General features: G+C 62.8%; 26 protein-coding genes. 14 read left to right on the top strand and 12 right to left on the bottom strand.

Annotated features, from left to right (window positions below; all coding sequences use genetic code 11):
- Positions 1–182: 182 nt before the first annotated feature.
- The 3 genes from ASF81_RS06980 (at position 183) to ASF81_RS06990 (ending at position 3,075) form a co-directional block, all read left to right on the top strand.
- Positions 183–1,139, top strand: coding sequence for an AAA family ATPase (locus tag ASF81_RS06980; RefSeq protein ID WP_162237580.1), 957 nt, complete (start codon positions 183–185; stop codon positions 1,137–1,139).
- A gap of 221 nt (positions 1,140–1,360) precedes the next feature.
- Positions 1,361–1,648 carry a hypothetical protein gene (locus ASF81_RS06985; protein ID WP_055806714.1) on the top strand — a complete coding sequence of 96 codons (288 nt, stop codon included), beginning with the start codon at positions 1,361–1,363 and terminating at the stop codon, positions 1,646–1,648.
- 275 nt (positions 1,649–1,923) lie between these two features.
- Positions 1,924–3,075 (top strand): site-specific integrase, encoded by a 1,152-nt coding sequence (locus ASF81_RS06990; protein ID WP_055806717.1) that lies wholly within the window; start codon positions 1,924–1,926, stop codon positions 3,073–3,075.
- A gap of 157 nt (positions 3,076–3,232) precedes the next feature.
- Here the strand turns inward: ASF81_RS06990 and ASF81_RS15020 are convergent, their stop codons facing one another.
- From ASF81_RS15020 to ASF81_RS07005, 4 genes are all read right to left on the bottom strand, one after another.
- Positions 3,233–3,859: a hypothetical protein gene (locus tag ASF81_RS15020; RefSeq protein ID WP_156363170.1), complete on the bottom strand. Its 627-nt coding sequence runs from the start codon at positions 3,857–3,859 to the stop codon at positions 3,233–3,235.
- Positions 3,859–4,536, bottom strand: coding sequence for a hypothetical protein (locus ASF81_RS06995; RefSeq protein ID WP_055806720.1), 678 nt, complete (start codon positions 4,534–4,536; stop codon positions 3,859–3,861). Before ASF81_RS06995 ends, ASF81_RS15020 begins: the two co-directional genes overlap by 1 nt.
- Before the next feature lie 170 nt (positions 4,537–4,706).
- The gene (locus tag ASF81_RS07000) at positions 4,707–5,276 is read right to left on the bottom strand and encodes an SOS response-associated peptidase family protein (protein WP_055806723.1); all 570 of its coding nucleotides are present in this window, start codon (positions 5,274–5,276) and stop codon (positions 4,707–4,709) included.
- A gap of 10 nt (positions 5,277–5,286) precedes the next feature.
- Positions 5,287–5,610, bottom strand: coding sequence for a helix-turn-helix domain-containing protein (locus tag ASF81_RS07005; RefSeq protein WP_055806726.1), 324 nt, complete (start codon positions 5,608–5,610; stop codon positions 5,287–5,289).
- A 128-nt stretch (positions 5,611–5,738) separates the two neighbouring features.
- On the opposite strand from ASF81_RS07005, the gene ASF81_RS07010 reads away from it, so the two are divergent.
- The 7 genes from ASF81_RS07010 (at position 5,739) to ASF81_RS07035 (ending at position 13,022) form a co-directional block, all read left to right on the top strand.
- Complete coding sequence (locus tag ASF81_RS07010; protein ID WP_055806729.1) at positions 5,739–6,113, top strand: LexA family transcriptional regulator; 375 nt, start codon at positions 5,739–5,741, stop codon at positions 6,111–6,113.
- Positions 6,113–7,354 (top strand): Y-family DNA polymerase, encoded by a 1,242-nt coding sequence (locus tag ASF81_RS07015; RefSeq protein WP_055806732.1) that lies wholly within the window; start codon positions 6,113–6,115, stop codon positions 7,352–7,354. Before ASF81_RS07010 ends, ASF81_RS07015 begins: the two co-directional genes overlap by 1 nt.
- A gap of 550 nt (positions 7,355–7,904) precedes the next feature.
- A complete protein-coding gene (locus ASF81_RS15025) occupies positions 7,905–8,951 on the top strand; it encodes a hypothetical protein (RefSeq protein WP_156363171.1) in 1,047 nt (348 codons plus the stop codon).
- Positions 8,952–9,255: 304 nt separating this feature from the next.
- Positions 9,256–10,740 carry an MFS transporter gene (locus tag ASF81_RS07020; RefSeq protein ID WP_230974889.1) on the top strand — a complete coding sequence of 495 codons (1,485 nt, stop codon included), beginning with the start codon at positions 9,256–9,258 and terminating at the stop codon, positions 10,738–10,740.
- A gap of 281 nt (positions 10,741–11,021) precedes the next feature.
- Entirely contained in the window at positions 11,022–11,681 is a 660-nt protein-coding gene (locus ASF81_RS07025; protein WP_055806738.1) for an HPP family protein, read from the top strand.
- 105 nt (positions 11,682–11,786) lie between these two features.
- Positions 11,787–12,251, top strand: a complete 465-nt coding sequence (locus ASF81_RS07030) for a MucR family transcriptional regulator (RefSeq protein WP_055806741.1) — start codon at positions 11,787–11,789, stop codon at positions 12,249–12,251.
- A 417-nt stretch (positions 12,252–12,668) separates the two neighbouring features.
- The gene (locus ASF81_RS07035) at positions 12,669–13,022 is read left to right on the top strand and encodes a helix-turn-helix domain-containing protein (RefSeq protein ID WP_039246365.1); all 354 of its coding nucleotides are present in this window, start codon (positions 12,669–12,671) and stop codon (positions 13,020–13,022) included.
- On the opposite strand, the gene ASF81_RS07040 is transcribed toward ASF81_RS07035, so the two are convergent.
- The 4 genes from ASF81_RS07040 to ASF81_RS07055 are packed head-to-tail and all read right to left on the bottom strand — an operon-like array spanning position 13,023 to position 14,680.
- Positions 13,023–13,391 carry a hypothetical protein gene (locus tag ASF81_RS07040; RefSeq protein WP_055806745.1) on the bottom strand — a complete coding sequence of 123 codons (369 nt, stop codon included), beginning with the start codon at positions 13,389–13,391 and terminating at the stop codon, positions 13,023–13,025.
- Positions 13,392–13,396: 5 nt separating this feature from the next.
- Complete coding sequence (locus ASF81_RS07045; RefSeq protein WP_055807023.1) at positions 13,397–13,852, bottom strand: hypothetical protein; 456 nt, start codon at positions 13,850–13,852, stop codon at positions 13,397–13,399.
- Between the two features lie 14 nt (positions 13,853–13,866).
- The gene (locus ASF81_RS07050) at positions 13,867–14,205 is read right to left on the bottom strand and encodes a hypothetical protein (RefSeq protein ID WP_200932903.1); all 339 of its coding nucleotides are present in this window, start codon (positions 14,203–14,205) and stop codon (positions 13,867–13,869) included.
- Between the two features lie 28 nt (positions 14,206–14,233).
- On the bottom strand, positions 14,234–14,680 hold the full coding sequence (locus ASF81_RS07055) for a helix-turn-helix transcriptional regulator (RefSeq protein WP_055806748.1): 447 nt from the start codon (positions 14,678–14,680) through the stop codon (positions 14,234–14,236).
- Between the two features lie 159 nt (positions 14,681–14,839).
- Between ASF81_RS07055 and metK the strand changes: the two genes are divergently transcribed.
- On the top strand, positions 14,840–16,045 hold the full coding sequence (metK, locus tag ASF81_RS07060; RefSeq protein ID WP_055806751.1) for a methionine adenosyltransferase: 1,206 nt from the start codon (positions 14,840–14,842) through the stop codon (positions 16,043–16,045).
- A 4-nt stretch (positions 16,046–16,049) separates the two neighbouring features.
- Here the strand turns inward: metK and ASF81_RS07065 are convergent, their stop codons facing one another.
- The 4 genes from ASF81_RS07065 to ASF81_RS07080 all read right to left on the bottom strand — a co-directional run bounded on the left by ASF81_RS07065 (position 16,050) and on the right by ASF81_RS07080 (position 21,480).
- Entirely contained in the window at positions 16,050–17,318 is a 1,269-nt protein-coding gene (locus ASF81_RS07065) for a pentapeptide repeat-containing protein (RefSeq protein ID WP_156363172.1), read from the bottom strand.
- Positions 17,319–17,370: 52 nt separating this feature from the next.
- Positions 17,371–18,000 carry a bifunctional diaminohydroxyphosphoribosylaminopyrimidine deaminase/5-amino-6-(5-phosphoribosylamino)uracil reductase RibD gene (locus ASF81_RS07070; protein ID WP_055806758.1) on the bottom strand — a complete coding sequence of 210 codons (630 nt, stop codon included), beginning with the start codon at positions 17,998–18,000 and terminating at the stop codon, positions 17,371–17,373.
- Positions 17,997–18,710, bottom strand: a complete 714-nt coding sequence (gpmA, locus tag ASF81_RS07075) for a 2,3-diphosphoglycerate-dependent phosphoglycerate mutase (protein ID WP_055806759.1) — start codon at positions 18,708–18,710, stop codon at positions 17,997–17,999. The genes ASF81_RS07070 and gpmA overlap by 4 nt, the downstream gene beginning before the upstream one ends.
- A gap of 199 nt (positions 18,711–18,909) precedes the next feature.
- Complete coding sequence (locus ASF81_RS07080) at positions 18,910–21,480, bottom strand: TonB-dependent siderophore receptor (protein WP_055806762.1); 2,571 nt, start codon at positions 21,478–21,480, stop codon at positions 18,910–18,912.
- A gap of 339 nt (positions 21,481–21,819) precedes the next feature.
- Here ASF81_RS07080 and rpsT point away from each other — a divergent pair, with 339 nt between their 5' ends.
- The 3 genes from rpsT (at position 21,820) to dnaN (ending at position 25,248) form a co-directional block, all read left to right on the top strand.
- Entirely contained in the window at positions 21,820–22,089 is a 270-nt protein-coding gene (gene rpsT / locus ASF81_RS07085) for a 30S ribosomal protein S20 (protein WP_017505938.1), read from the top strand.
- Between the two features lie 455 nt (positions 22,090–22,544).
- Complete coding sequence (gene dnaA / locus ASF81_RS07090; protein ID WP_369814904.1) at positions 22,545–24,020, top strand: chromosomal replication initiator protein DnaA; 1,476 nt, start codon at positions 22,545–22,547, stop codon at positions 24,018–24,020.
- 109 nt (positions 24,021–24,129) lie between these two features.
- The gene (dnaN, locus tag ASF81_RS07095; protein ID WP_055806769.1) at positions 24,130–25,248 is read left to right on the top strand and encodes a DNA polymerase III subunit beta; all 1,119 of its coding nucleotides are present in this window, start codon (positions 24,130–24,132) and stop codon (positions 25,246–25,248) included.
- Positions 25,249–25,255: the final 7 nt, after the last annotated feature.

Below are 25,255 nucleotides of genomic sequence, written 5' to 3' on the forward strand. Positions count from 1 at the left end.
GGTCAGAACGCGCTCACTGATCGCGCAGACAAGGAGATCGAGCGATGGTTCTACCCCCTAAGCCACCCCCGGAAGATCCGGATAAAGAGCCCCCTGAAACACCGGCAGAGAAGCTCAACCCACTCGTCAGACACAGTCTGAGAGGGGATGCTGCAAAGCTCCACGCACGGGCGGTGGACACCATGCCTCTGCTTGGCGGCATCATGTTTTTGGGGCAGGCAACGATCATCTACGCCCCACCAAACGCCGGTAAAACGCTCTTGGTGATCAGGTTCATTCAGGACGCGATCGACGAGGGGCGGCTCGATCCGAACATGCTCTTCTACATCAACGCGGACGACAGCGGGAAAGGGTTAGCCGAAAAGGTCGAAATCCTGGAGATTCTGAACGCTCACATGCTGGCCCCCGGCTTGAAAGGCTTCAAGGTCAATCAGTTCGTGGACAAGCTTATCGAGGCCACGCAGAACGGCACGGCTCGCGGCTCTGTAGTGATCATCGACACGCTGAAGAAGTTCACCAATCTTATGGACAAAGCCCGTTCCAGCAACTTCGCCAATGTCTGCCGGGAGTATGTGATGGCAGGCGGCACCATCATTGCGCTGGGCCATACAGCGAAGAACCGGAACGCCGACGGAACCCTGCGTTATCAAGGCACAACGGACATTCTCGAAGATTTCGATGCAGCCTATGTCGCCGAACCGATGATGGGCAGCCCAGGAGCATCCGAGAAGATCGTCCGCTTCACCCAACAGAAGAGCCGGGCGGACAGCCCCCAGGAGGTGGCCTATGCCTACTCTACCGAACAAGGCCTGACATACGCTGAGAAGCTGGCCTCTGTCCGTCCCGTCTATGCTGAGGAATTGGAGTTCAGCGCTTTGGAGGCCGACATGCTGGACGACGCAAAGGTTGCAGACCGAATCCGCGCGTTGATTTTCGGCGGCATGGCATCTTCCGGGCAGGACAAGCTCGTTCGCGCCGTGGCTGAGGACGGGGACATATCCCGGTCGCAAGCACGACGGGTTCTGGATCGCTACACGGGCGAAGATCCCGACAAGCATCGCTGGTCAGTCCAGAAAGGCGATCGTGGAAAGCGGACCTACACCGTCCTCCGGAAGCCTCAGGTCGAGCAGGGCGAATAGAACCGCCGCCCCTCCCCAATTTCCCAAAACCCCAGACATTCCGGCCGACACGGCCGACTAACAATCTGGGGACCTGGGGATTTGGGGGAGTCGTGGCGCTTCCGGCCTGACTCTGAAACGGCGCGGGCCAGACCCGCTCAACACTAGCCCAACTCAATCAAGCATGCGGACCGGTTCACCGGCAAGCGCACCCTCACGCCTATTCCAAGGAATATTTTCTCATGAACCGACAACGTCAGACCGACGGACTCAACATCGACTTGGATGACCAAACCACCCTGGTCATCACGTTTCTCAGCCTGATCGACGGCGGGTTCTCCGAAGGTCAGGCCGCACTCGCCGAGACGGCCGCCCGACAGTGCGGCATGCCGTTTCGCCATGCTCTTTCGATCCTCCAGCGATACACCGGCTCGGACGACCGAGACCATTATTGGAGGCTTCGCGAAGGCAGCCGAAGCCAACACTCGTACGAACTTCTGCCTCCCTGTCGCAACATGGCAGGTGCTTAAGCTCTACGGGCGTCATGTTCGCCTGACTGCGGTCTAGTCGGCACCACCCTATAAGCTGATCGCCTACCTCTGCGGCCCCCTGAGGCCCGCTCCGGGCACCCCATAGCCCGGCTATCCAGACACCCCAGCCCCCGCCCAGGCGGGCCACCCTGGGGCAAACGCGGGCTCGCCCCGCTCCAGACTTCCCCCTCCACCGCAAACCGCCTCCCGCTGCGCCCCGTCGGCACCGCGTGATGGCGCTCGTCTGAACTCAAACCCATCAAAAGGATAATCCCATGCCCAAGGCCCACCTGACTCAGGCCTTCGTCGCCAATGCCGGCTGCGAGGTCGGAAAGAAGAAGACCGACTGGTATTGCACCACCGTGACCGGCTTCGTGCTGGAATGCCGCTGCACAGGCGGAAAGACCTACTACTTGAGATACCTGTGCCAAGCAGGGACGCAAAAGCAGCATAAGATCGGCGGCTATAACGACGTCACCTTCGCTGTCGCCAGGAAGAAGGCTCAGCATCTTCGATCTGAAGTGGTGATGGGTGGCGATCCAAGCGCTCAGAAGGCTCTGGTCAAGTCCATCCCGGTGTATGGCGATCTGTCCTTGAAGCACCTGGAGTTCATCAAAGGCAGCAAGTCCTACGCCTCGGTCGAGATGTGTATGCGCGTCCACATCGTTCCGAAGTGGGGGAAGACACGCCTCACCGACATGAACAGTCGGTCGATGGCTCAGTGGCTCAGTGAAAAACGGGCGTCGGGTTTATCCCCGGCGTCGGTCGAGAAACTCCGTGTCATCATCGGCCGGTCGTTCGTCCTTGGGGCAAGCTGGGACATCCCCGGCACCGAGCGAAACCCCACCCGTGGCATCCCTCGGACACCGCTGAACAACGGCCGTGAACGCTTCCTGTCTGCCGAGGAAGCGACGCGGTTGAGGGAGGCTGTGGCGGCATCGCAGAACCCTCAGCTTCAGCACATCGTCGGCCTCCTCCTTCTTACAGGGGCACGGCTTCGCGAACTGTTGGACGCCAAATGGGAGAACGTGGATGTCAAACGTCGGTCCTGGCTGATCCCGACCAGCAAGACCGGTAAGCCACGTCACGTCCCGCTTTCCACACCGGCGTTGGCGATCATCGAGACGCTGCCTCGCTTCAAGGACTGCCCCTGGCTGGTGCCCAATCCAGAGACCCGCCTTCCCTTCGTGTCCATCAAGCACGGCTGGCAACGGGCGATCAGGGAGGCCAGGCTGCCGGGTCTACGCCTTCATGACCTTCGACATTCGGCGGCGTCGTTCATGGTCAACAGCGGTGTCGATCTGTTCGCCGTTGGCAAGGTGCTGGGTCACGCCAGTTACCAGTCCACCCAGCGGTATTCGCACCTCGCCAATGACACGCTGCTGAAGGCCGTCGAGGCTGGGGCAGCGAAACAAGCCGCCGCCTAATCCCTAAGCGCTTCATCCGCATCCTGGCTCACGTCGGGGTGCGGATGGGCACCTATTTTTTTTTGCCGTCGAGATGCAGCCCGTCGATCTTCTGAAGGATTCAGGACCGGCTGTAAGAATGCCAACCACACCAAATCGTCTTCAAATCGTCAGAAGATCAAGCGCCTGCTTGATCGCAACTGCCATCGACTTTTGCGTAAGCCTGTTCCTGGTCCAGAGGATCCAGTGTTCTGTCGTTCCATAAATAGGACGCTCGAATGCACTGGTCGCCATTTTCCCAGCTTGCCTCAAGGACGCGCTGATCTGCCTCAAACATAAGTGTCAGGTACATTTGCTCTTCGCCACCAAGGCCCAGGGGACGCACGTCTCCCGTTTCCTGATTGATTACATAAGCAAAGCTACAGCCGGAACCACAGCCAATCTGCACCACCGTACTGGCACCAGCAAAATTGACGCCTTCAGCGGCTGCTTGCAGAATGCGAGTTCTGTAGGCGCGTTCGTCGTCATCAAGAATGGGAGCGGCGCGTGGCCCCTCATATATTCTCATAACTTGGGTTGCGAGCTGTGCGTTTAGGGCAGCGCCATCGAGTTGCTCACCGCCATTTTGGTCAGCAGGCGCTGCATCGGAGGGTGCGGCATATGAATCATACGTGGCCCACGGCTCATTAGTGGTCGATGCTGTGGCGAGCGTCGTATCTACAGGTGCCGCTTCTTGTTTCTGATCGCACGCCACTAAAAGGAGACAGGTGGCGAAGCACGATGCGAGTTGAAGACGGAACTCCACTAGACGGCTCCCGAAACGTTCTGAGTGCGAACCACCCGCAGGTTCCGCTCGATCTTCACAACTACAAAGAAGAAGATCACGATCAGGAAGGTGAGCAGCGACATCCCCGCGACCGTTGCAGCTACGACGGCTTTTGATGCGCTTTCCGCTTTAATTAGCTCTTTTTCCTGGATCTGACTTTGGAATCGATCTGCGTGCCAAGCAATCGCTCGGTTCAGGTTCTCCGTGGAGAGAGGTTCACCGACCGCATCGACCAACTGCTTGGTCATCGCTTCGATGCTGGCTGCATATTGTGCTTGGTAGGCCAGTGGCATGGCATCGTGGAACGACATTAGATGTGCACGTGCCTGCACCATCTCAATTGTGAAGCCGTGGTGCTTGGCAACATATGCGCTAATGTTTTCCGCAGCCTTCTCTATCGGTTGAGGGACTACTTGGGCTGACGCGTCGATGGCAGCTGCCGAGTCCGGCGCGCCCAAGGCCTCCCTGTTTTCCGCCACGAAGGCCGAGAGCGTGGCGTTCTGAATCTCTGTGGTTGTGGAGACCCCGACTAGCCGGCCCAACACCGGGCCTGATTGCATTAGAGAAAAGACGAACGCCAACAATGCAATCGTTGCGATACACAGCACGGCGATCCGCAAGATGTTCAGATAAACGTCTTCAATTCGACTCAGCACGTCAGCCCCCCGGTTGTGACAAGCGCCGCCTTACCATTGCGGTTGCCCGAACAGCAATCGGAGAAACAAAATGCGCTGTGGTGGGCAGGCGTTAAATGCGGCAAGCGCTTTTGTGGCCCTTGATTGCGTCGGCCCTAAAGGTTGGAGCGACACCATCAACCTCGGCGAGTTCAGGGGAACACTTTCACAACCTGAAAAGAGCCAGCAGACGACGGCTTCAGTGTTTCGGCCGCAGGACTTTTCAACGTCAGCCAGTCCAGCCCGGCCGGGGGTTGCAGCACGACAATCTGCCGATCGTGGTAGGGCGACACATCAGGTCCGGGCTCTGTCGTCAGCATGGCCCAAGCGCCATCCTTCACTAGTCCGGCGATCCAGAACCACGCCTCCCCCGTCATCGAGAATGACCACTTGGTCTTTCGCTTCTGTCCAGGCTCGGCGTCCGTGAATTCGTAGAAGGCCGACGCCGGGATCAGGCATCGCGTGGTGTTGCCAAACTCTCGCCCGTCGCTTCGGAAGTTGAACACCGGGCGGCCTTGCGGAGATCGCCAGGACCATTGCATCGATGTCAGGAGAGGCCCTTCGTCCCACGTCACGATCGAGGGTGTGTCACCGATCTTGATGTCATCGTTCGGCTCGATGTTCGGGATCGCGCCACCGTCGAAGCGAAGCGGGAAACCCGTCTCACTGAAGGCGTCAGCGATCTGCGACGCGGGGACGTGCGAGGCGTAGTTGTTGCACACCCTGGGCCTCCTATTCGAAGGCCTCGATCATGGACGTGACGGCCTCGCGCTGTTTGTCATTCAGGTTGGACCACGCCCTGATCAAGCGGGCGCTTCCGGGATGGTCGCCACGGTTCTCTCCGACGAGTTCGGCCACGTCACACTTCAGCGCCTTGGCGGCGAGCACCAGCTTCGGAGCGGCGATCCGGTTCTTACCCGTCTCGTATTTCTGCACCTGCTGGAAAGTGACGCCGATCGCCTCGCCCAACCGGCGCTGTGTCATTCCGATCGCTTCGCGACGGCCGGTAATGGCCTTACCGATCGCGACGTCTATCTGTTTTTCGTGTTCGCTCATGGGCCGGACTAACTGCGTAATACCAGTGTTTCGCAAGTGGTGTTTTCCAGCGCCGCCATAGGTTCGGTCCACAGGCGGCGGCCGATCCTTCTTCCCACACCCCCAAATGTTCTGCATATGTTCTCGTCATGGGCGCGAAGGCATACAGAGGGGACGAAACCACCGGCTTTCAGAGCCCAGCCCAGGATCACGTCGAAGCTGTCCCTGATCTGGCCGAGCTGTTGGAGCTTCGTCGGCCACAACGTTACGCCGTCCGGGTGAAGGGTGATGGCCTGCGTAAGCGAGGCATCCACTCCGGCGACATTCTCGTGGTCAACACGGACGGAGAGCCCCGATCAGGAAAGGTCTGTGTCGCCTTCGTTCATGGTGATGTTGTCCTGGCGATCCTGACGGAGAAAGACGGGGAGTGGTGGCTGGAGCCCTCCAACTACGCGCCGCAGCCGATCAGTGATGACACCGAGGTGTGGGCGATGATCGCGGCACTCGTTCGGACCGACGTCTGATGTTTGGCCTGATCGACGGCAACAACTTCTATGTCTCGTGCGAGCGGGCGTTCGATCCTACCCTGAGAGGCAAGCCGGTGATCGTGCTGTCGAACAACGACGGCTGCGCCATAGCCCGGTCAGCAGAGGCCAAGGCGCTCGGGATCAAGATGGGCGAGGTCTGGCACCTGTCGAAACGCAAGCCCGAGTTCCGCAACGTCATAGCCAAGTCGTCCAACTATGCGCTTTACGGCGACATGAGCAGGAGGGTGTTTGAGGTGCTGTCCGAGCACTTCCAGCGCGTGGAGCCCTACTCCATCGACGAGATGTTCGTGGATTTGACCCAGTTCGCTCGGGTGGACTACTGCCGGCGTGTCCGCGACCGTGTTCGGCAGGTCGCCAAAATTCCTACCTGCATCGGCATCGGCCCGACCAAGACGCTCGCCAAGCTGGCGAACAAGCACGCCAAGGGCACAGAGATTGGTGTTTCCGATTTCAGCGATCTGGATGCCCGCCGCCAAGCCTTCGCTGAAATGCCGATCTCAGAAATCTGGGGCGTAGGTGGCGCATCGCAGGCCAAGCTAAATGGGCTCGGCATCTTCACCGTGGATCAGTTCGCCAGTCTGCCCTCGGCTTCGATCAGGAAGTTGATGACCGTCACCGGCCAGCGAACCCATGCCGAACTGAATGGTGTGTCATGCATGCCTCTGACGCTGGCTCCGGCGAAGAGGCAGACAGTGTCGGTCACGCGCATGTTCGGACGCCCTCTCGAGACTTGGGAGGACATGCGAGAAGCCCTTGCGGCTCACGCATCCAGGGCCGCTGAAAAGTGCCGCACACATGGTTTGGCCGCCACGGGGATGCAGGTGTTCTTTCACACCAATCCACACTCAGGCGAGCCTTGGTACAACGGTCAGCGATCGTTTGAGATTGAGCCTACGAGCGACAGCTTTTCTATCATCCGCCAGGCCGTCAGCGCGGGAGGCTCGATGTGGAAGCCTGGCCTTCGCTACGCAAAGTGTGGGGTGATCCTGCTGGACCTTCAGGCCGAGGCTCAGGCGTCTCTCAATCTACTGCCGACGAACGACCCGGTGAAATCCGAAAAGCTTATGGTGGCCCTGGATTCTGTAAACGCTCGGTTTGGGCGTGACACCCTTCGTCCAGGGGGGATCGGCAAGGCAACCACTTGGTCCACCAGAGCGAATAATCGATCTCCGCGCTACACGACGAGGTTCAGTGATCTGATGGAGGCGACGGCCTAGTTATCCGCCACTGGTGGCACCGCCGCAGTTGCATGGTCAGCAATCCTCTGTGCTACCTGGTGGTGCATAGGGAACAGGGGATTGAAGATGAAACGGCAACACCACCGCAGCTTGGTGAAAATTGGAAGCCTCGTAGCGGCTTTGGCAACCGCCGCAAGCATTCCATCTGCCGCAGCTTTGTCTCCGGCGTTGGTTCCAGCCCCCCAGACAATGTGCATGGCCACTGGCGAGCAAACGTCAGGATTCAATAAGCTTTGCTATTATGACTGCCTTGGCTCGGCGCACGTGGTGACGCAGTCGTCTGTGTCGTTGTGCGCCCTGTCGGTGGTTGCGCCGTCCCAAAGACCGCAACAGTTCCCGCGTCCACTTAGTCCACCACCATCGGGATCGACCACCTGCTTCGCGAGAGGCGAGCGGCAATCCGGCATGAACAAGATTTGCTATTACGACTGCCTGGGATCAGCTCGAGCAGTCACCCAGTCGTCAGTCTCGCTTTGCGCTCTGACGATTCAACAGTAGCCCAGGCGAACTGTCACGCACTGGAGGATGCATGCTTCGGCCATCAACCACATTCGTTTTAGGTGCCGCATTCAGCGCTGATCTTGGTCTCCCGCTAGGCGAGGGCTTAAAGCTTAAACTCGTTGAAGTTCTGCCAAAAAATCACGGCGAGGGGGGTAACGAGAAGCTGAGATGGTTGCTGGGGCAACACGGCAATCCTGAATGGTTTGATGCGTCGCGCACCTTAAGAGCCGCACTTCCATACGCTGCCTCCATCGATAATCTTGTAGAGCATCACCAACACGACCACGTGCTGGTGCAGGTTGCCAAGTGGTCCATTGCGTGCGCCATCGCTTTGGAAGAACAACGATCCGCCATAGGTAGCAAGCCCGCGGGACGGGCCCTGGAGGCGGGAAACTCTTCAGTATATCACCAGCTGTTTCGTTTGATTGTGGCAGGTGTATCTAGACGAAACTTAGACGAAGCTTTCAAGCGGCTTCAAGTGATCACGTTTAACTATGATCGCACCTTGGAAGCCTTCCTTGTACGGGCTCTTGCCGCCCATTCGGGACTCTCGACTGAAGCAGCGGAAGAAGTTGTATCTCATGCGACGATCCTCCACGCCTACGGGGCGCTCGGGCAGGACGAGAACGGTAACGCGCCACGTCAGTTTACGGAAGTTCAGTCATCAGATGGGATTGAGCAACTTGCGCGAGGTATTCGAACCTTCTCCGAGAAGGTTCAGTCTGGCGAAAGCGACTTGCTGCGTCATATAGTCCGTGACTCTGAGCGGCTAATATTTCTTGGCTGCGCATATCATAAACAAAACCTGAATCTGATTGCGCCCCAAGCTCAGCTGTTAGCGGACGAAGTATATGGCACTGTATATGTGCCTCCACCTGCCGATCCAGATCATCATGCCGCACCCGATCTAGAAATGTTTTCCATGCCAGCCAATGCAGCCTTGAGATCCACTCTATTGCACTGGCGACAGCCATTCTCTTCCGAAGAAACCCGCCTTTTCCTTCAGCCAATGACATGCCGACAGCTCATAGCTCAACATGGAATCAACTGGATTGAAGGCGGCGGAGAGGTGTAACATCTCTGGCTGGATTGACACATCCGTTCACGAGCGGTGACGCGAAAATTAGCCTTATCCACCCCTATCGGAAGTCCGCAACGTCCGCTCTTGGCATTGCAACCGATGTCCGCTTTCGGGAAGTGAGCCAACTTCGCAAATCGACCCATATCGGACCTTCATCCAACGGTTGCCAAGTAGCAGCTTTGCCTCGAGATCGAACTCGGCTACGCGCGAGTGATCCTTGGGGGAACGAAATTTGCTTCAATCTCGCAGAAATGCCTGGGCCTTCTGGCTGGGTTGCTTGGTAGTCACGATAGGGGTGGTGTTGCACCTGCCCATGTACTGGATGGGCCGCGACATGGGGTTCCAGCTAGTCGGGATGGCCATGGACGCCGGGATGATGTGGGGCATGGCCGCGATCTTGGTTGGGATTGCGCTGACCGGTTATGGTCTGTTGCCGGCAACGATCGAGGTTGCGGCGACCGCCGAAATCATAGCCCCGCCGGAGGATGCGCCGCTGACGCGAGCGCACTGGGGCATGATGGCGTTGCTGGCCTTGGCCTTGATTATCGACATCATGAAACCGGCCAGCTTGGGTTTTGTTACGCCTGGGATGAGCGCCGAGTATGGCGTCGGCGGTGCCATGGTGGCGGTTCTGCCCTTCGCTGCACTGTCGGGAACAGTGGTTGGCTCTTTCGTCTGGGGTTGGCTCGCCGACATCTACGGTCGCCGAGCCACGATCCTGCTGTCCAGCGTGATGTTTATCGGTACGTCGATCTGCGGAGCCATGCCGGATTTCTGGTGGAATGTCGGCATGTGCTTTCTCATGGGCGCGGCGGCTGGCGGCATGTTGCCGGTGGCCTACGCTCTCTTGGCTGAGATCATGCCGACTAAGCATCGCGGCTGGGCCCTGGTCTTAGTGGGGGGCATAGGGGCGGTAGGTGGCTATTTCGCCGCCAGCGTCTTGGCCGCTTGGCTGCAACCGGATTGGGGCTGGCGCATCATGTGGTTCCTGAACCTGCCGACAGGCCTGCTGCTGATCGCGCTCAGCCCACTGCTGCCCGAGTCCGCTCGGTTTCTGCAGCACATCGGCCGGATAGACGAGGCGCGAGCCGTGCTGGCCCGGTTCGGAGCGGTCGTTCGCTCAAACGCCGAGGATCAGCCTGGGCCGACGCGGGGAGATCACTCGCATCTCCCCCCCGTCGATCGTCGGCACCTGGGCGTGACCGTCGCGCTCACGCTTGCAGCGCTAAGTTGGGGGCTGGTCAACTTTGGTCTTCTGTTGTGGCTGCCGGGTGCTCTGGTCGCCGAAGGACGCAGCATGGAAGCTGCGGGGGGCCTGATCGCCAAATCGACCCTCATCGCCGCTCCCACCGTGCTGGTATCTGTCTGGCTGTACAGCCGATGGTCCACCAAGAAGTCGCTCGCCTTGATGTTGGGCGTCACTGCGTTGGGCCTCGTCGGGTTCCTCATGCGGGGTGCGGGCGTAGAGTGGCTGGCGGACCCAATCGCTCCCCTTGCACTTCTGATCGTCGGGTCCAGCGGCGTAATTTCGATCATTCTACCGTACACAGCCGAGAACTATCCGTTGCGGATACGTGGCCGAGCAACGGGCTGGATCGCCGGGTGTTCAAAGCTCGGCGGCTTGCTGGCTCAGGGGCTGAGCGTCGCGGCCCTGACGCCGCCGTTCGGGGTAGCGGCGGCATTAATTGGCGTACCGATGGCTGGAGCTCTAATATTAATCCTCTGGCTGGGTCGCGAGACTCGAGGGCGGGACCTTCGCGACCTCGAAGAAACCGAGCTTTGACACAAGTAGATCGCGTTGTGGTGTCGATCGACGGCCTTTTTGGAACGCCGCCAGCCGAGTCCGCTAACCACCCCTAGGTGAAGTTCCGAACGTCGGTTCACGGCATGGATCCGTCTTCGGTCAGTATGAGTTCGCATGACGACCCGCAGCCGCCCCAAAATAGCGGCTCTCCGGCTCGGGTTGCGATGTCTCGTTTAAGCGCTGTCGCCAAATGGTTGGGGCCCAGCGTTGCAGACGGTGAATATCTGTGTGACACGCCGACTAGCGCGTAGGATCTTGCCATGCAGATATTCCGACCCATCCTGGCTGGCGCGACGATTCTCGATCGCATCGTCGCCTGCGGTGGATCCATAATCGGGATCGCGGCGACCGGGCTCGCCACGCAATGGATACTGGGATCGGACAGCCCGGCGCACTTGTTGATGATCGCGTCGATGGGAGCCTCCGCTGTTCTCGTCTTCGCCGTTCCGGCAAGCCCTCTTGCACAGCCCTGGCCTGTTCTGGGCGGCAATGTCGTTTCGGCGGCCATCGGCGTCACGATCGCTCACTTGATCGATGACCCCATGCTCGGAGGAGGGCTCGCCGTTGGAGTGGCCATCGCGATGATGTCGCTTCTTCGTTGCCTGCATCCACCGGGCGGTGGAACGGCTCTGATCCCGGTGCTCGCCGGCATTGGCGCCCCAGCTTCGAGCTGGTTGTTTCCTCTTTTGCCGGTCGCGCTCAACGCTGCGCTTTTGCTCGGTGTCGCCTGGCTATTTCACCGCTTCTCGGGGCATCGCTATCCGAGAGTCGTCCAGGCCGCGACAGCGCCCTCGTTCTCGATCAACGACGACGATATCACCCACGCACTCTCTCAACTGCACGAGCCGCTGGACGTGAACGCGGGCGACCTCCGTATCATTGCAACACTGGCGGCGGAGCACGCGCGAAGTCGCGGGTAAGATGTCGGCTGTCCACCCATTGCAGACGCTCAGAATGTCGGCTTACGGTGGGCACGGAATGTCGATTCAGCCGGGATTCTGCCATCGCCAGGAACGCATCGCCAAATGACTGATCAGCCGACTTCATCGCTTCTCGACATGACGGTTGGGATCGTGGCCAACTACCTCTCGAACAACAACCTGGCACCGGAGCGGATCGGCGATCTGATCTCGTCCACCCATGCGGCGCTTGCGAACGTCGGCCAGCCTGAACCGGAAGCTGTCGAAATCTACGCTCGTGCCAGTGCCGGGCAAATCCGGAAGTCGATCACCGATGAGGGTCTGGTTAGTTTCCTAGACGGTCGAACCTACAAGTCGTTGAAGCGCCATCTATCGTCGAACGGGATCACCCCAGACGAATATCGCGATCGATATGGGCTACCCTCCACCTACCCCATGGTTTCGCCTGCCTACTCGGCCCGTCGGTCGGAACTGGCAAAGTCGATTGGGCTGGGCGCGAAAGGCCGCAAAGCTAAGCCTTCTTCGGATGCTCCGAAGGCATCCACGAAGCGGAGCCGTCCTACGAAGTGAACTCTTGGCAGCGCGGGCTATGCAGGTATGGCGCAGGTCGCAATTTGTCGCGTTCCCACGCTAACGATCTTTAACTAGGAAACACCCCAATGGCCCCTTCGGCCCAAACTGGGAAGCCTGTGGGTGGGGAGCTTTCAGCCTGAGCGAAACGATGCCAGAAGCTAGGCGCGGCTTGAGTTTGACAAGTAAGCTTCCATCGAATTCGTAATGATGGGGTCAGGTGTTCGAGTCACCTAAGCGGCACCACTTCTCCGAGCGCGGTTCGCGCGGGAGGCGGCGTCTAGATCGCCGAAATATATCCTAAAGGTTGAATCGTCACCTGCAACGCACGTAGCAATCCCTAGCTAAGCAGCTTTGGCTTGACGGGGTCGGTGTTTTGGGGCCATGGCGCCGCATTATCTATGCCCGCAGGCCGACATGAACGACGCAGTTGATCCCGTAGACATCGCCATCGGCGGACGCATCCGCACCCGTCGTGAGGAACTGCGCATCACCCAGGCGCAGTTGGCCGCCGGCGCAGGCGTGACCTTCCAGCAGATCCAGAAGTACGAGCGGGGCGTGAACCGCGTCTCGGCCGCCCGCCTGCTGCAGATCGCTTCGGTGCTGAAATCGACCGGCGCGGCCCTGCTGGGCGAACTGGAAACGGCCGAGGGCGACGAGCTGGCGCTGGCCGCTCCCGGGGTCGCCGAACTGCTGGCGGCTTTCCGCGGCATCAAGGACGCCGCCCAGCGCGACGCCCTTCTAACCGTGGCCAAGGGCCTGCGCGGCTGATCAGGCCCTGTTGCTAGCGCTTTTCAGCAACTGCTCGACCTCATCACGATGATCGGCGCCGTCGAGAGCGGCGCCTGCCAACCACGACTGGATGGCGTCCAGCGCGCGCGCATCGCGACCGTCCGAGCGGCCGGCGTCGGACAGGCTCTGGCGAATGATCTCGATCATGCAGACCGCCTCGACGGCCGAGGTCGGGGCGTGATCGAGAAGCGTGGTTTCCGCCGCTTCCATCGGCGCCAGATCCAGTTCGACGAGTAGATTCTCGCCGCTGGCGGACAACGATGACGATCCGACCTGTTTCGCCAGATTGGCCGTTTCCAGCCACGAGCGGAAAAGCGGCATGAAGGCGGGGGTGGTTTGGGTGTTCATGACATTCAGACTTTCTGTAGCGCCCGGATCGATCCGGGCGCTGATTTGGGACGGGCGTAGGGGGCGCACTGGGCCTCCCAGACGCCGAAGAGGGCGAGAAGCAGGAGCTCGAACCAGACGACCATTCGGGTCGATACGATCGACCACAGCAGGGCGTCGGAGCCGGCGATGCCGGCCAGATGGGTCGAAACCGCGATGAGCTGGGCGCCGGCGGCGAGAAGCAGCCACCATCGGTCGTAACGGAGCGCCAGACCGACCAGCAGACAGAACATGGACACCGACAGGATCGCCACCCCCCACCGGAAGTGCCCGATGAACAGGTGATCGACCAATGGCGTGCCCCAGTTGAGGACGACCAGAGCGACCAAGGCGATCCGCTCCGGCATACGACCCTTCCAGAGCAGAAGCGCCATGACGCCGTAGGTCAGACCCACCAGAAACAAGGACAGCGGCGACCCCATTCCGATGGCCGCGATCAAGCGGCGACGGCGAGAACCGGTGCGAACCCAGTGGGTTTGACCGTCTTGTCTTCTTGCGCGCCATCCATATGCCAGCCGACCTGATGGTCGTCGGCGACATGGGCCAGTTCGCAGTGACTGGCGATGACGGCGCTACGAACCTCGGCCAGTTGGCTTAGGCCGCGCACCATATTGGCCAGCGCTTCCTGTCCAACCTCGGCCGCCAGACGCGCCTCGACCCGACCTTCCAACGCGGTCTGAACCAAGCGGCTGACCTCGATCATCGCCTGATCGACGGCGTGTTCTGCGGTTCTGACCTGCCGTGCCACGCGGACGCCGACGTGCATGTTCTTCATTGGCTCCACCTTCCTTTAAGCCGTTTAGTCAGCGCATTTCAGCGGGAGCAAGCCGGTCGAAAAGGGATGGAACCACCATGCCCGCCGTCACGATCCCGATGGCGAACAGAAGGGCGATAGCGGCCCCGGCGACGATGATCCCCACTCTCGCCAGAGCGCCCCGAGGAGGCGCAGGCAGAAGCCAGGATGTCGTTGGGTCGGAAACCGCATCGCCCGACTGTTCGGCCGACGTGGGATCATTGAGCGTATTGGGTCCGGTGTCGGGAATGAGTATCGACGCCTCTGAGTAGCCAATACTCAGTCGCCGGGCCGCCAGTTTGCGGTCCGAAACGCCCAGCTTGGCATAGGCGCGATGCAGGTGATTGCCGACCGTGCGCGGCGAGATACGCAGGCGCGCAGCGATTTCCTTGTCCTCAAGACCCTGGCCGGCCAGGCGGACACATTCGCTCTCTCTCGTCGTCAGGCCTTCTGGCATGGGGACCCCCTTGGGCCTGTTTACCCTAAAATGAGGGGGAGTCAGCCGATATGCTTACGCCGCAAAGCAGTTTCTAGCGGCTGGGCGCTGCGTCAGATCACTTGAACATATAAGCATATCTTTATATGTCTGTCGGTCTGACACTGACAGGAGCCTCTCTTGGCCGCTCGTTCTTCCTTCCTCTTCACCTCGGAAAGTGTTTCCGAAGGCCACCCCGACAAGGTCGCGGACCGCATCTCCGACACGGTCGTGGACGCTTTCCTGGCCAAGGATCCCGAGGCGCGCGTGGCGTGCGAGACCCTGGTGACGACCCAGCGCATCGTGCTGGCCGGCGAGGTTCGCGCCACCCAGCCGGGCAACACCAAGGAAGAGAACGAAGCCTTCACCCAGAGCATCATCGACAGCCTGGAGCCGCTGGTCCGCGCCGCGGTCAAGGACATCGGCTACGAGCAGGACGGCTTCCACTGGGAGACGGCGGACTACTCCTGCTTCCTGCACGCACAATCGGCCGACATCGCCGTCGGCGTCGACTCGACCAACGAGAAGGACGAGGGCGCGGGCGATCAGGGGATCATGTTCGGCTATGCATCGAACGAGACGCCGGAGCTGATGCCGGCGACCCTGCAGTACAGCCACAACATCCTGAAACGCCTGGCCGAGGTTCGCCACGCCGGCGGCTCTCAGCTCGAGCCCGACGCCAAGAGTCAGGTCACGATCGAATACGAGGACGGCAAGCCGGTCCGCGCTACCTCGATCGTTCTGTCGACCCAGCACGCCAAGGGGCTGAGCTCCGAGCAGGTCGCCGAGATCGTCAAACCCTATATTCTCGAAGTGCTGCCGGAAGGCTTCACCGACGAGAACACGGTCTGGCACATCAACCCGACCGGCATCTTTGAGATCGGCGGACCGGACGGCGACGCTGGCCTGACCGGCCGCAAGATCATCGTCGACACCTACGGCGGCGCGGCGCCCCACGGCGGCGGCGCCTTCTCGGGTAAGGATCCAACCAAGGTGGACCGTTCGGCCGCCTACGCCTGCCGCTATCTGGCCAAGAATGTCGTCGCCGCCGGTCTGGCTGATCGCTGCACCATCCAGATTTCCTACGCCATCGGCGTGGCCAAACCCCAATCGATCCACGTTGATCTACACGGCACCGGCAAGATTTCCGAAGCGGTGCTGGAAGACAAGATTCTGGACCTGATCGGCGGCGCCACGCCGCGTGCGATCCGCCAGCATCTGCAATTGAACAAGCCCATCTACGCCCGCTCGGCCGCCTACGGCCACTTCGGCCGCAAGCCGGACGCGGACGGCGGTTTCAGCTGGGAAAAGACCGATCTGGTCGATCAGCTGAAGGCGCTGGCCTAAGGCTTCAAGCGGCCTGATCGATGGTCAGGCCGCGCACGCCCGCCAGATTGGCGTCGGTCAGGTCGGCCTGGCGGGTCTGGGCGCCGTGCATCGTTGCACGGCCCAGATCGGCGCCGGCCAGGACGGCGCGCTTCAGGTCGGCGCCCGACAGGTCCGCGCCGCGGAGCACGGCGCCTGTCAGATCTGCAGGCATCAGCCGGTCGGCGGCGATCAGAAGCGGCCCCAGTTGCGCCTCGCGCATGTCCGCTCCGTTCAGTCGCGCGCCCCGCAGGCGCGCCCCGCGCAGGTCGGCGCGACGCAGCTTGGCGGAGCGTAGGTCGGCGTTGTCAAGCTGAGCGCCCTGCAACTGCACCCCCTCCATATCCAGGCCGTAGAAGACCGCGCCCTTGGCCGACAGGGCGGTCAGGTTCAGGCCCGTGATCGACTTCAGCGGACGCAGGTCGACGCCGTTGAAGACCGACGGCTGTCCTTCCGCGCCGCCGGTCTCGCACCAGCGCGCGTGTTCGCGCAGCATCTCGGCGGCCGGCATCTTTTCCACGGATTCGCAGGACGACTTGTTGTCGGTCAGGGCGCCCTGCATGTCGGCGCCGTCGGCGCGCCACATGGTCGTCTTGCAGCCCACAAGGATGGCGTCGCGCAGGTCCGCGCCCGACAAATCCGCCCCTGACAGATCCGCGCCGGCGAGGTCGGCACCGCGGAAATCCGCCTGTTTCAGATTGGCCCGCACGAGCTTGCAGTCCTTCATCACCGCGCCAGAGAAGTCGGCCTTCACCGCGATGACGCCGGCCATTTTGGAGCGTTGAAGATTGGCGCCGGCCAAGCAGGCGCCGCTGGCCTCGGTTTCGTCACGGTGGCGGGGCTCGATGACTTTGAAACCCAATCTGGCGTCGGCGGCCGCGATGGTGCCCTCGCGCAGGTCGGCCTCGAACAGATCGGCCCCCGACAGGTCCGCTCCGCGCAGACAGGCGCCGCGCAGGTCGGAACGGCGCAGGCTGGCCTCGGCCAGGATCGCGTCCTGCATGTCCGCGCCGAAGAAGTTGGCGTTGTCCAGCTTGGCGCCGGTCAGGTCACAGCCTTCCAGACAGGCGGCGGCGAAATCGGCGTCGGCCAGATTGCGGCCCTTCAGGCTGAGGCCTGACAAGTCCATCCACGCGAAGACGGCGCGGGCGCCGCCGGGGCGGGCCTGGAATAGTCGATCATGCTTGGCGCAGATGACGTCCAGCTCCGCCTGCGTCAGGCGCTTTCTCACGAGGGGTTCAGCGGCGAGGGCCATCAGGGCACATTACGCGGCCTGACTTAAGAAACCTTTGAACGGCGAAGCCGCCTCAGACGGTCAGCAGCCCCTGGCCCTGAAGGGCCTCGGCCAGCTCGCCCGGCCCGGTCCACAGGCGCGTATAACCGGCCTCCCCAAGTCGCTTCAGCTCGGTGATCAGATCGGCCTTGGGCGAGGCGACGAAGCGGCCGTCGAACCCGGCGCCGTCCTCGCTGATGCGCACCATTGGACGGCCGGTCTCCAGCCGGTGCAGGAAGCCTTCGCACAGGGCCGCGCCCTCTTCGCACATCAGGCCGGTTTCCACGGTCAGCCCTTGCGCGCGCAGTCGCTCCGTACCGCGTCCGGCTGCGAAAGGCGACGGGTCCATACAGGCGATCACGACCCGCGCCACGCCCGCCTCGGTCAGGAAGTGGGCGCAGGACTTGCGGCCTGACGACCGCGCGCCGCAGGGCTCCAGCGTGACATAGACGGTCGAACCGACGGCGTCCGCGCCTGCGGCGGGCACGGCCTGCTCCTCGGCATGGGGACGGCCGCCCGGCGCGGTGGCGGCCTGGGCGATGACCCGGCCGTCCTTGACGATGACGCAGCCGACCGCCGGGTTGGGCCAGGTCTCGCCCATGCGGCCGGTCGCCAGGGCGATCGCCTGGGCCATGAAGGCCTGGTCGGCTTCGCTCCAGCTCATGATGCGGTCGGCAATGTCTCGGCGCGAGCGGCGTCGAGGTAGCGGGCGGCGGTGGGCTTCAAGTCCGCGTCCAGATCGATCTCCAGCGGATTGCCGGTCGGGATTTCGACGCCGACGATCTCATCGTCCGGCACGCCGAACAGCAGTTTGACGATGGCGCGCAGGGAGTTGCCATGGGCGGCGATCAGCACGTCCTCGCCCGCCTTCAGGCGCGGCGCGATCTCGGCGTCCCAATAGGGCTTCACCCGGTCCAGGGTGGTCTTCAGGCTTTCGGTGTCGGGAATGGCCTTGCCGGCGTAGCGGGGGTCGGCGTTGAAATCGAACTCGCCGCCGGGCACCAGCGGGGGCGGCGGCACATCGTAGCTGCGCCGCCAGATCTTGACCTGGTCTTCGCCGTGTTTCTGGGCCGTCTCGGCCTTGTTCAGACCCGTCAGACCGCCGTAATGGCGCTCGTTCAGGCGCCAGTCCTCGATCACCGGCACATCGGTCAGGCCCGCCGCCTGCATCGCCAGTGCGCCGGTGCGCTGGGCGCGCGTCAGGACCGAGGTGAACATCACTGCCGGCTTGAAGCCGGCCTCGGCGATCAGTTCGCCGCCGCGACGCGCCTGGGCCTCGCCCTCCGCCGTCAGATCGACGTCGACCCAGCCGGTGAAGCGGTTCTCGAGGTTCCACTGGCTCTGGCCGTGGCGGAGCAGGATCAGGCGCGGCATTCGGTCGGTCCTTCGAAATACGGCCTTTCGGGGTAGGACGCCCTCCGAAGTCGGTCAAGGCTCGCGGGCCTCGCCATCGCTTGTCGCGCCGCGCAGGTCGGGGTAACGGTCGGATCGATGTCCGACCGTCTTTTCTTTCCCCTGGCGCTCGCCGCCGCCGTCGTGATGATCGCCCTGGCGACCGTCTGGCCCTGATCCTCTAGAAGAGGATCTTGCGCAGATTGATGCGGAAGACGCGCCCCTGCGGGTCCAGATAGTCGCGCTGATAGTTGACCGGCCTCTGACCGTCGCTGCTGGTCACCGAGACGCGGTCGTCGAAGATGTTCTGAACGCCGAAGCCGATCCGCGTGCCCTTCAGGATCGGGAAGCGCTCGACCCACGACGTGCGTTGGGTCAGGTCGGCGAAGGCGAACAGATTGACCGTGGTCCGCCCCGAGAAGTCCAGATCGGGCGACCCCAGCGCGTCGCCATTGACCGTCGTGCCCGAGCGCCAGTTGGCGTTGACGAAGGCGCCCACACCGTTTCTGGAGAGCCCGGTCTGAAGCTGGACCTCATGGCGCGACTGACCGCCCGAGCCGGAGATGGAATCGCCGTCCAGCAGGTCCAGCGGCGCCAGACCGTCGCGAATGGTGACCTCGTCCTGGACACGCCAGGTGTGGGTCAGCGACAGGTTGAAGATGCCTTGGCCGGGCTGCATTCCCGATCCCCGCCCGCCGCGCATCCGCCCGCCGCCGCCGGGTCCGCCAGGGCCGCCCGGTCCTCCCATCATCATCATTCCGCCGCCGCCCGGACCGCCACCAGGACCGCCGCGTCCGCCCGGACCACGACCGCCCGCGGCCGCGGGGTTCGGCTTGCCGAATGGGCGCGAGAAGTTGAAACCCCACTGAACGTCCTGCTGCTCGCGCTTGAAGAAGTTCAGCGGACGGGCGTCGATGGACACCAGGTTGCCGTCCGCATCGCGAACGAACCGATCCGGCAGGGCCGCTTCCAGATCGGGCGTGATGGCCGGGAAGCTGGAGATTTCGTTGTCCGCCTCGGTGCGTGTGTAGGCCAGGTTCAGGCGGAAATCCTTGTCCGACACCGGCTGCCAGTTCATGCCCAGCTTCAGGATGCGCCGATCCTCGGCCTGCAGATTGGGATCGCCGCCGGTGATCCGGTTGATCTCGACGGTCTGGCCGGTGCGGAAATCGAAGACCGGCGTATTCGGCGTTCCCACCGTCGGGTCGTTCAACTGCTGGACCGTCGGAGCCTTGCCCTCGTCGGAATAGTTGGCGGAGAAGGACAGCCGCTCGACCGGCGACCAGTTCAGCCCGGCCCCGACCGAGGATACGCCGCCGAAGTCGGACAGTTCCTGATAGGCCAGGTTCAGGTTGGCCGACAGGTCGCCGATCTTGGGCAGGACGCCGCGCTCGACGTTGGAGATCGGCAGGTCAAAGTTGGCCTGCACGCTGCCTGAGTTGCGCGACTGCGATCGATCCACAGCGACACTTGAACCCAGGCTCTCGGAGAAACGCAGGCTCTCGGAATCCAGCGATTGATAACCCGCCCCGACCTTGAAGGTCGAGGTGATGTCGCCGGCCGGCAGCTCATAGGGACGCCCGTTCAACACCAGTTCCGCCGTCGCCGTCTGGGCCACGGAGTTGGCAGTGTCGCGCGGATTGACGATGGCCCGGTCGGTCAGGTCGCCGAACGGATTGACGGTCAGATCGCCCGCGATCAGGGCCCGCAACGCCGTCGCGTTCACGCCTCGTCCCGTCGTGGTGTCGGTCTCGACGCGGCTGTATTCCCCCGTCGCCGTCCAGCGCCAGTCGCCGACATAGCCGTCGAACACCGTGCCTAGTTCGGCCGTGCGGGTGTCGGTCTTGCGCGTCAGGGCGCCGGGCAGGTCCAGATAGCTGAACAGATTGGCGTCCTGGCCGGTCGGCGAGAACGGATTGGTCCCCGGGACGGTCAGTTGAACGTTGGGCAGCCCCTGGTAGCTGAAGCTGTTTGAGTCCTCCACGCTGCCGCTCAGCGTCATGCCGACCTTGTCGTTTAGGTCGTGCTTGTAGGTCCCCGACACCGACAGCTCGTCGGTCTTGGGCAACAGGGTGCGGTAGGCGTTGGCCAGTTCGCTGTCGCCGCCGGCTGTCGTGCTGCGGTCGATGTCGCGCTCGGTCTCGAACAGGGTGTTGGAGGTCGTGCCGTTGATATCGACTGACCAGCGATCGGAGCCGGCGATGCGCAGGACGTTGTTCTCGCTGGCGGTGGTCGTGCGACCGCCGTGCTCCGGCCGGCTGACGTTGACCGAGGCGGTCAGGGACTTGAAGTCCGCCTTCAGCACGATGTTCACCACCCGCTGATTGGCGCTGTAGCCATAGGACAGCGCGGTTTCTTCCGGCAGGACGTCGAAGCGCTCGATGGCCTCGGGCGGAATGCCGCGGATTTCGCGGAAGCCCGAGATACGCCGTCCGTTGACCAGGAAGACCGGAGACCCGCCGCGGGCGCTGCGGGTCTGGGCCTCCAGCAGGGTGATCAATTCGCCGATGTTGGTGGCGCCGAACGCCTGGATCTGGGCGGTGTCGTAAGAGACGATCGGTTCCTGCCCGCCCAAGGCCACCCCGCGCCGCGCCGCCGTCACCTCCACGTCCGGCAAAACGACTGTCGGCTCCTCCTGCTGGACCTGCGCCTGCGCTTCTACGGGTTGAGCCTCTGTGGTTTGGGCCTGAGCAGGCTGGACGACACCGGCGGCGGGGGCCAGCGCAAGCAGGAGAAGCGCGGTCTGGGTCATGGAACGACGATCCGGGAGATGATTTCAGCCCTTGTCAGGACGGGACAAACATGGCCGTAAAACGACACAATTCATGAACAAAGTGAAAGCGTTGCGCACTTTCGACACAACGCAAAAACCTGCGACGGAAAGTCCGCTAAAGCGCGTTAAAGCCTGTTGGGTTGCGTTTGGATGATAGCGCGCAAGGCGCGCTCAAACCGGCGTCCTGGCCCAACCTCGGAGTCCAGCGATGAAGACTCCGCGTTGACCGCCTCCGGGCTTTCGGCTATAGGCCCGCCCTCTTGAGATTTCCGCGCCGTGGACGTGTGCTCCGCGGCGTTTTCCGTTCGAAGGTTTGACATGGCCAACAACCCCGGCGCCCGCAAGGCGATCCGCAAGATCGAAGCGCGTACCGAAGTGAACAAGGCGCGCCGCTCGCGCGTCCGCACCTATCTGCGCAAGTTCCAGGAAGCTCTGGCCGGCGGCGACGCCGCCGTCGCCAAGACCGCCTTCATCGAGGCCCAGTCCGAGCTGATGCGCGCCGTCTCCAAGGGCGTCGTTCACAAGAACACCGGCTCGCGCAAGGTTTCGCGCCTGGCCGCCCAGCTGAAGAAGCTGTCGGCCGCCTGAGCCAAAATTAATCCAACAGCGGACGGAGCAGCTGTCGCTGTTTCGTTGTGGGATTATAAAGCAATATCAACGGCGAAGGCGCGCAAGCTCCTTCGCCGTTTTGCGTTGTGTCGCTAACTGTCAAACCCGAAAACACCGATCGTCGAGCCATGATCCGGCCGAAATTCCAAGCGGTGTCAGGGTTTGACGGAGTCAAACAATTTAACTGCGAATCGACCAACGAATCAGCGTTGACCCACCCGGCTCGCGGCGTAAGTTTTGGCCTCTAACGCACTTCCATCCCAGCACGGATGAAGACGGCGCGAGGCCTGTGTTTCGCGTCGGCGGGAGATGTCTGTTCAGAGGTTAGACCCCGTCCGAAAAGCATCGCTTTTCGGCGCAGGAGAAGTCGTCCCTGAACCATCGCCCTGAAGCGCGGAAGGTCGGAATGGTTCTTCTAAGGTGGGCGGGCAAAGATGGTTGGGGGCGCAGCGGCGATGGCAGGCGGAACGAAGACGTCGGGACTGACGGATCCGGACCGCATCTGGAGCGAGGCGTCCTTGCGCCTGCGCGCTGAAATCGGTGATGGCCCGTTCTCCTCCTATATCGCCCCGTCGGCCGTCCGCTTGGACAACGCCGGCCATCTGATCCTGGTCACGCCGACTGCCTATGCTCGCGACTGGGTGCGCAAGAACGCCCTGCGTCGCATGAACGAGCTGTGGCTGGGCCTGGACGGCCTGTCGCGCCGTCTCGAGGTGCGCTGCCGCGCCGAAGTGGGATCGGCCCCGCCGGCCTCGGCCGTGATGCCGGGCAATGTGGTGGACGCCGCCCCGCGCCTGGCCGCCTTCGCCGCCTCGCCGCAGATGGCTCCCGCCGCCCAAATCAGCGCTGACGGCGCCCGCGCCGTTCGCGCCGCGGGTCTGCAGGATCGCCTGACGTTCGACAGCTTCGTTGAGGGCCAGGGCAACGCCTTCGCCCTGGCCATCGCCAAACAGGTGGCCAGCTGGGCCGACGGACACTTCAACCCCGTCTTCTTCTGCGGCCCCTACGGCTACGGCAAGACCCACCTGCTGAACGCCATCGCCTGGGAGGCCCAGCGTCTGCGGCCTGAGGCCAAGGTCGTCTATCTGACCGCCGAACGTTTCCTGTCGACCTTCGTCAAGGCGATGCAGGACCGCTCGACCGCCGCCTTCAAGGAAAGCCTGCGCTCGGCCGACATGCTGCTGCTGGACGACGTCCAGTTCGTGGGCGGCAAGACGTCGACCCAGGAAGAACTGCTCTCGACCCTGACCGCCCTGATCGAGGACGGCAAACGCATCGTCTTCTCGGCCGACCGTGCGCCCATGGCCCTGACCGAGGTCGAGCCGCGCCTGCGCAGCCACCTCGCCGCCGGCCTGACCTGCCCGGTCGAGGCGGGCGACCGCGAGCTGAAGATCGCCGTGGCCCAGAACCGTCTGAAGGCCCTGTCGGCCCTGGGCGTCGTCCAGGGCGAAGCCAACCCCGAAGTCCTGGCCCAGCTGGTGGACCGCACCCCCGGCTCGATGCGCGAGCTTGAGGGCGCCGTGAACACCCTGGCCGCTGCTGCGGGCGCGCGCCTGTCGTCGGTGTCGGTGGACGAAGCCTCGGCCCTGCTGGGCATGGCCATGCGCGGCGGTCCCGAGCGCCGCATCACCGTGGACGAGATCCAGAAGACGGTCGCCGACCACTTCAACATGAAACAGGCCGACCTGTTGAGCGAGCGCCGCACCCGTTCGGTCGCCCGCCCGCGCCAGATCGCCATGTATCTGTGCAAGCAGCACACGACCCGCTCCTACCCCGACATCGGCCGTCGGTTTGGCGGACGCGACCACACCACGGTCCTGCACGGCGTGCGCAAGATCGAGGAGCTGATGCCGCAGGACGATCAGATCGCCCGCGACGTCGAAGCCCTGACACGCAAGCTGCGGGGCTGAAGCTGTGGAGCAGCGGGTCTGACCCGTTGCTCCCGCCGCGCAATCCGCTAGTGTCCCAGGTCACTTAACCGCAGCCGCCTTGCGAGTCGGCCGCGCCGGGCGAGACGACATGCAGCTGACCATCGAACGATCCGCGCTCCTGAAGGCCCTGGGCCACGTGCAGAGCGTCGTCGAACGTCGAAACACCATTCCGATCCTGTCCAACGTCCTGCTGAGCGCGGGCCGCGACCGGCTGGCTTTCGCCGCCACCGATCTGGACATGGAAATGGTGGACGAGGCCGAGGCCCAGGTTCAGGTCGAGGGTCAGATCACGGCCCCCGCCCACACCCTGTACGAGATCGTGCGCAAGCTGCCGGAAGGCGCCGAGGTCTCGCTGCTTTATTCGGGCGACGATCCGCGCCTGGTCGTCTCGGCCGGCCGGTCGCGCTTCAACCTGCCGGTCCTGCCGGCCGGCGACTTCCCCGTGATGTCCACAGACAGCGCCGGCGCCTCCTATGTCCTGCCCAAGGAGGATCTGGCGCGCCTGATCGACAAGACCCGGTTCGCGGTCTCGACCGAGGAAACGCGCTACTATCTGAACGGCCTGTATCTGCACACGGTCGCCGAGGCCGGCATTCCGCTGTTGCGCGCCGTCGCCACCGACGGCCACCGCCTGGCCCTGGCCGAGACCCCGGCGCCCGAGGGTGCGGCCGGCGGCCCTGGCGTCATCGTACCGCGCAAGACGGTGGACCAGGTCCGTCGCCTGCTGGACGACGCCGGCGGCGCGGTGGAGGTCACCGTCTCGGCCCAGAAGATTCGCTTCCAGATGGGCGAGGCGTCCCTGACGTCCAAGGTCATCGACGGCGCCTTCCCCGACTATCTGCGCGTCATCCCGCGCGGCAACGACAAACAGGCCGACATCGACAACGCCCTGTTCGCCAAGGCCGTCGACCGCGTCGCCACCATCTCGGCCGAGAAGAGCCGTTCGGTGAAACTGGCCTTCGACAACGACCGCGTGAAGCTGACCGTCCGCAACATGGAAGCCGGCCAGGCCGAGGAAGAGGTCGAGATCGGCTATTCCGACGAACCGTTCGAGATCGGCTTCAACGCCCGCTATCTGCTGGATGTCGCCGGCCAGATCACGGGCGAAAACGCCGCCTTCCGCTTCGCCGACCCGGCCTCGCCGACCCTGGTGCTCGATCCGGGCGATCCCGGCGTTCAGTATGTGCTGATGCCGCTGCGGGTGTAATCCTGCC

The sequence above is a fragment of the Brevundimonas sp. Leaf168 genome (assembly GCF_001423685.1).
GTDB lineage: Bacteria > Pseudomonadota > Alphaproteobacteria > Caulobacterales > Caulobacteraceae > Brevundimonas > Brevundimonas vesicularis_C.

Excerpts from the sequence above, each read along its gene's own strand:
- ASF81_RS06980 (WP_162237580.1), top strand. The coding sequence starts at position 183 with ATGCCTCTGCTTGGCGGCATCATGTTTTTGGGGCAGGCAACGATCATC.
- ASF81_RS06985 (WP_055806714.1), top strand. The coding sequence starts at position 1,361 with ATGAACCGACAACGTCAGACCGACGGACTCAACATCGACTTGGATGAC.
- ASF81_RS06990 (WP_055806717.1), top strand. The coding sequence starts at position 1,924 with ATGCCCAAGGCCCACCTGACTCAGGCCTTCGTCGCCAATGCCGGCTGC.
- ASF81_RS07005 (WP_055806726.1), bottom strand. The coding sequence starts at position 5,610 with ATGAGCGAACACGAAAAACAGATAGACGTCGCGATCGGTAAGGCCATT.
- ASF81_RS07010 (WP_055806729.1), top strand. The coding sequence starts at position 5,739 with ATGGGCGCGAAGGCATACAGAGGGGACGAAACCACCGGCTTTCAGAGC.
- ASF81_RS07015 (WP_055806732.1), top strand. The coding sequence starts at position 6,113 with ATGTTTGGCCTGATCGACGGCAACAACTTCTATGTCTCGTGCGAGCGG.
- ASF81_RS15025 (WP_156363171.1), top strand. The coding sequence starts at position 7,905 with ATGCTTCGGCCATCAACCACATTCGTTTTAGGTGCCGCATTCAGCGCT.
- ASF81_RS07025 (WP_055806738.1), top strand. The coding sequence starts at position 11,022 with ATGCAGATATTCCGACCCATCCTGGCTGGCGCGACGATTCTCGATCGC.
- ASF81_RS07030 (WP_055806741.1), top strand. The coding sequence starts at position 11,787 with ATGACTGATCAGCCGACTTCATCGCTTCTCGACATGACGGTTGGGATC.
- ASF81_RS07035 (WP_039246365.1), top strand. The coding sequence starts at position 12,669 with ATGAACGACGCAGTTGATCCCGTAGACATCGCCATCGGCGGACGCATC.
- ASF81_RS07040 (WP_055806745.1), bottom strand. The coding sequence starts at position 13,391 with ATGAACACCCAAACCACCCCCGCCTTCATGCCGCTTTTCCGCTCGTGG.
- ASF81_RS07045 (WP_055807023.1), bottom strand. The coding sequence starts at position 13,852 with ATGGGGTCGCCGCTGTCCTTGTTTCTGGTGGGTCTGACCTACGGCGTC.
- ASF81_RS07050 (WP_200932903.1), bottom strand. The coding sequence starts at position 14,205 with ATGAAGAACATGCACGTCGGCGTCCGCGTGGCACGGCAGGTCAGAACC.
- ASF81_RS07055 (WP_055806748.1), bottom strand. The coding sequence starts at position 14,680 with ATGCCAGAAGGCCTGACGACGAGAGAGAGCGAATGTGTCCGCCTGGCC.
- ASF81_RS07065 (WP_156363172.1), bottom strand. The coding sequence starts at position 17,318 with ATGGCCCTCGCCGCTGAACCCCTCGTGAGAAAGCGCCTGACGCAGGCG.
- ASF81_RS07070 (WP_055806758.1), bottom strand. The coding sequence starts at position 18,000 with ATGAGCTGGAGCGAAGCCGACCAGGCCTTCATGGCCCAGGCGATCGCC.
- gpmA (WP_055806759.1), bottom strand. The coding sequence starts at position 18,710 with ATGCCGCGCCTGATCCTGCTCCGCCACGGCCAGAGCCAGTGGAACCTC.
- ASF81_RS07080 (WP_055806762.1), bottom strand. The coding sequence starts at position 21,480 with ATGACCCAGACCGCGCTTCTCCTGCTTGCGCTGGCCCCCGCCGCCGGT.
- rpsT (WP_017505938.1), top strand. The coding sequence starts at position 21,820 with ATGGCCAACAACCCCGGCGCCCGCAAGGCGATCCGCAAGATCGAAGCG.
- dnaA (WP_369814904.1), top strand. The coding sequence starts at position 22,545 with ATGGTTGGGGGCGCAGCGGCGATGGCAGGCGGAACGAAGACGTCGGGA.
- dnaN (WP_055806769.1), top strand. The coding sequence starts at position 24,130 with ATGCAGCTGACCATCGAACGATCCGCGCTCCTGAAGGCCCTGGGCCAC.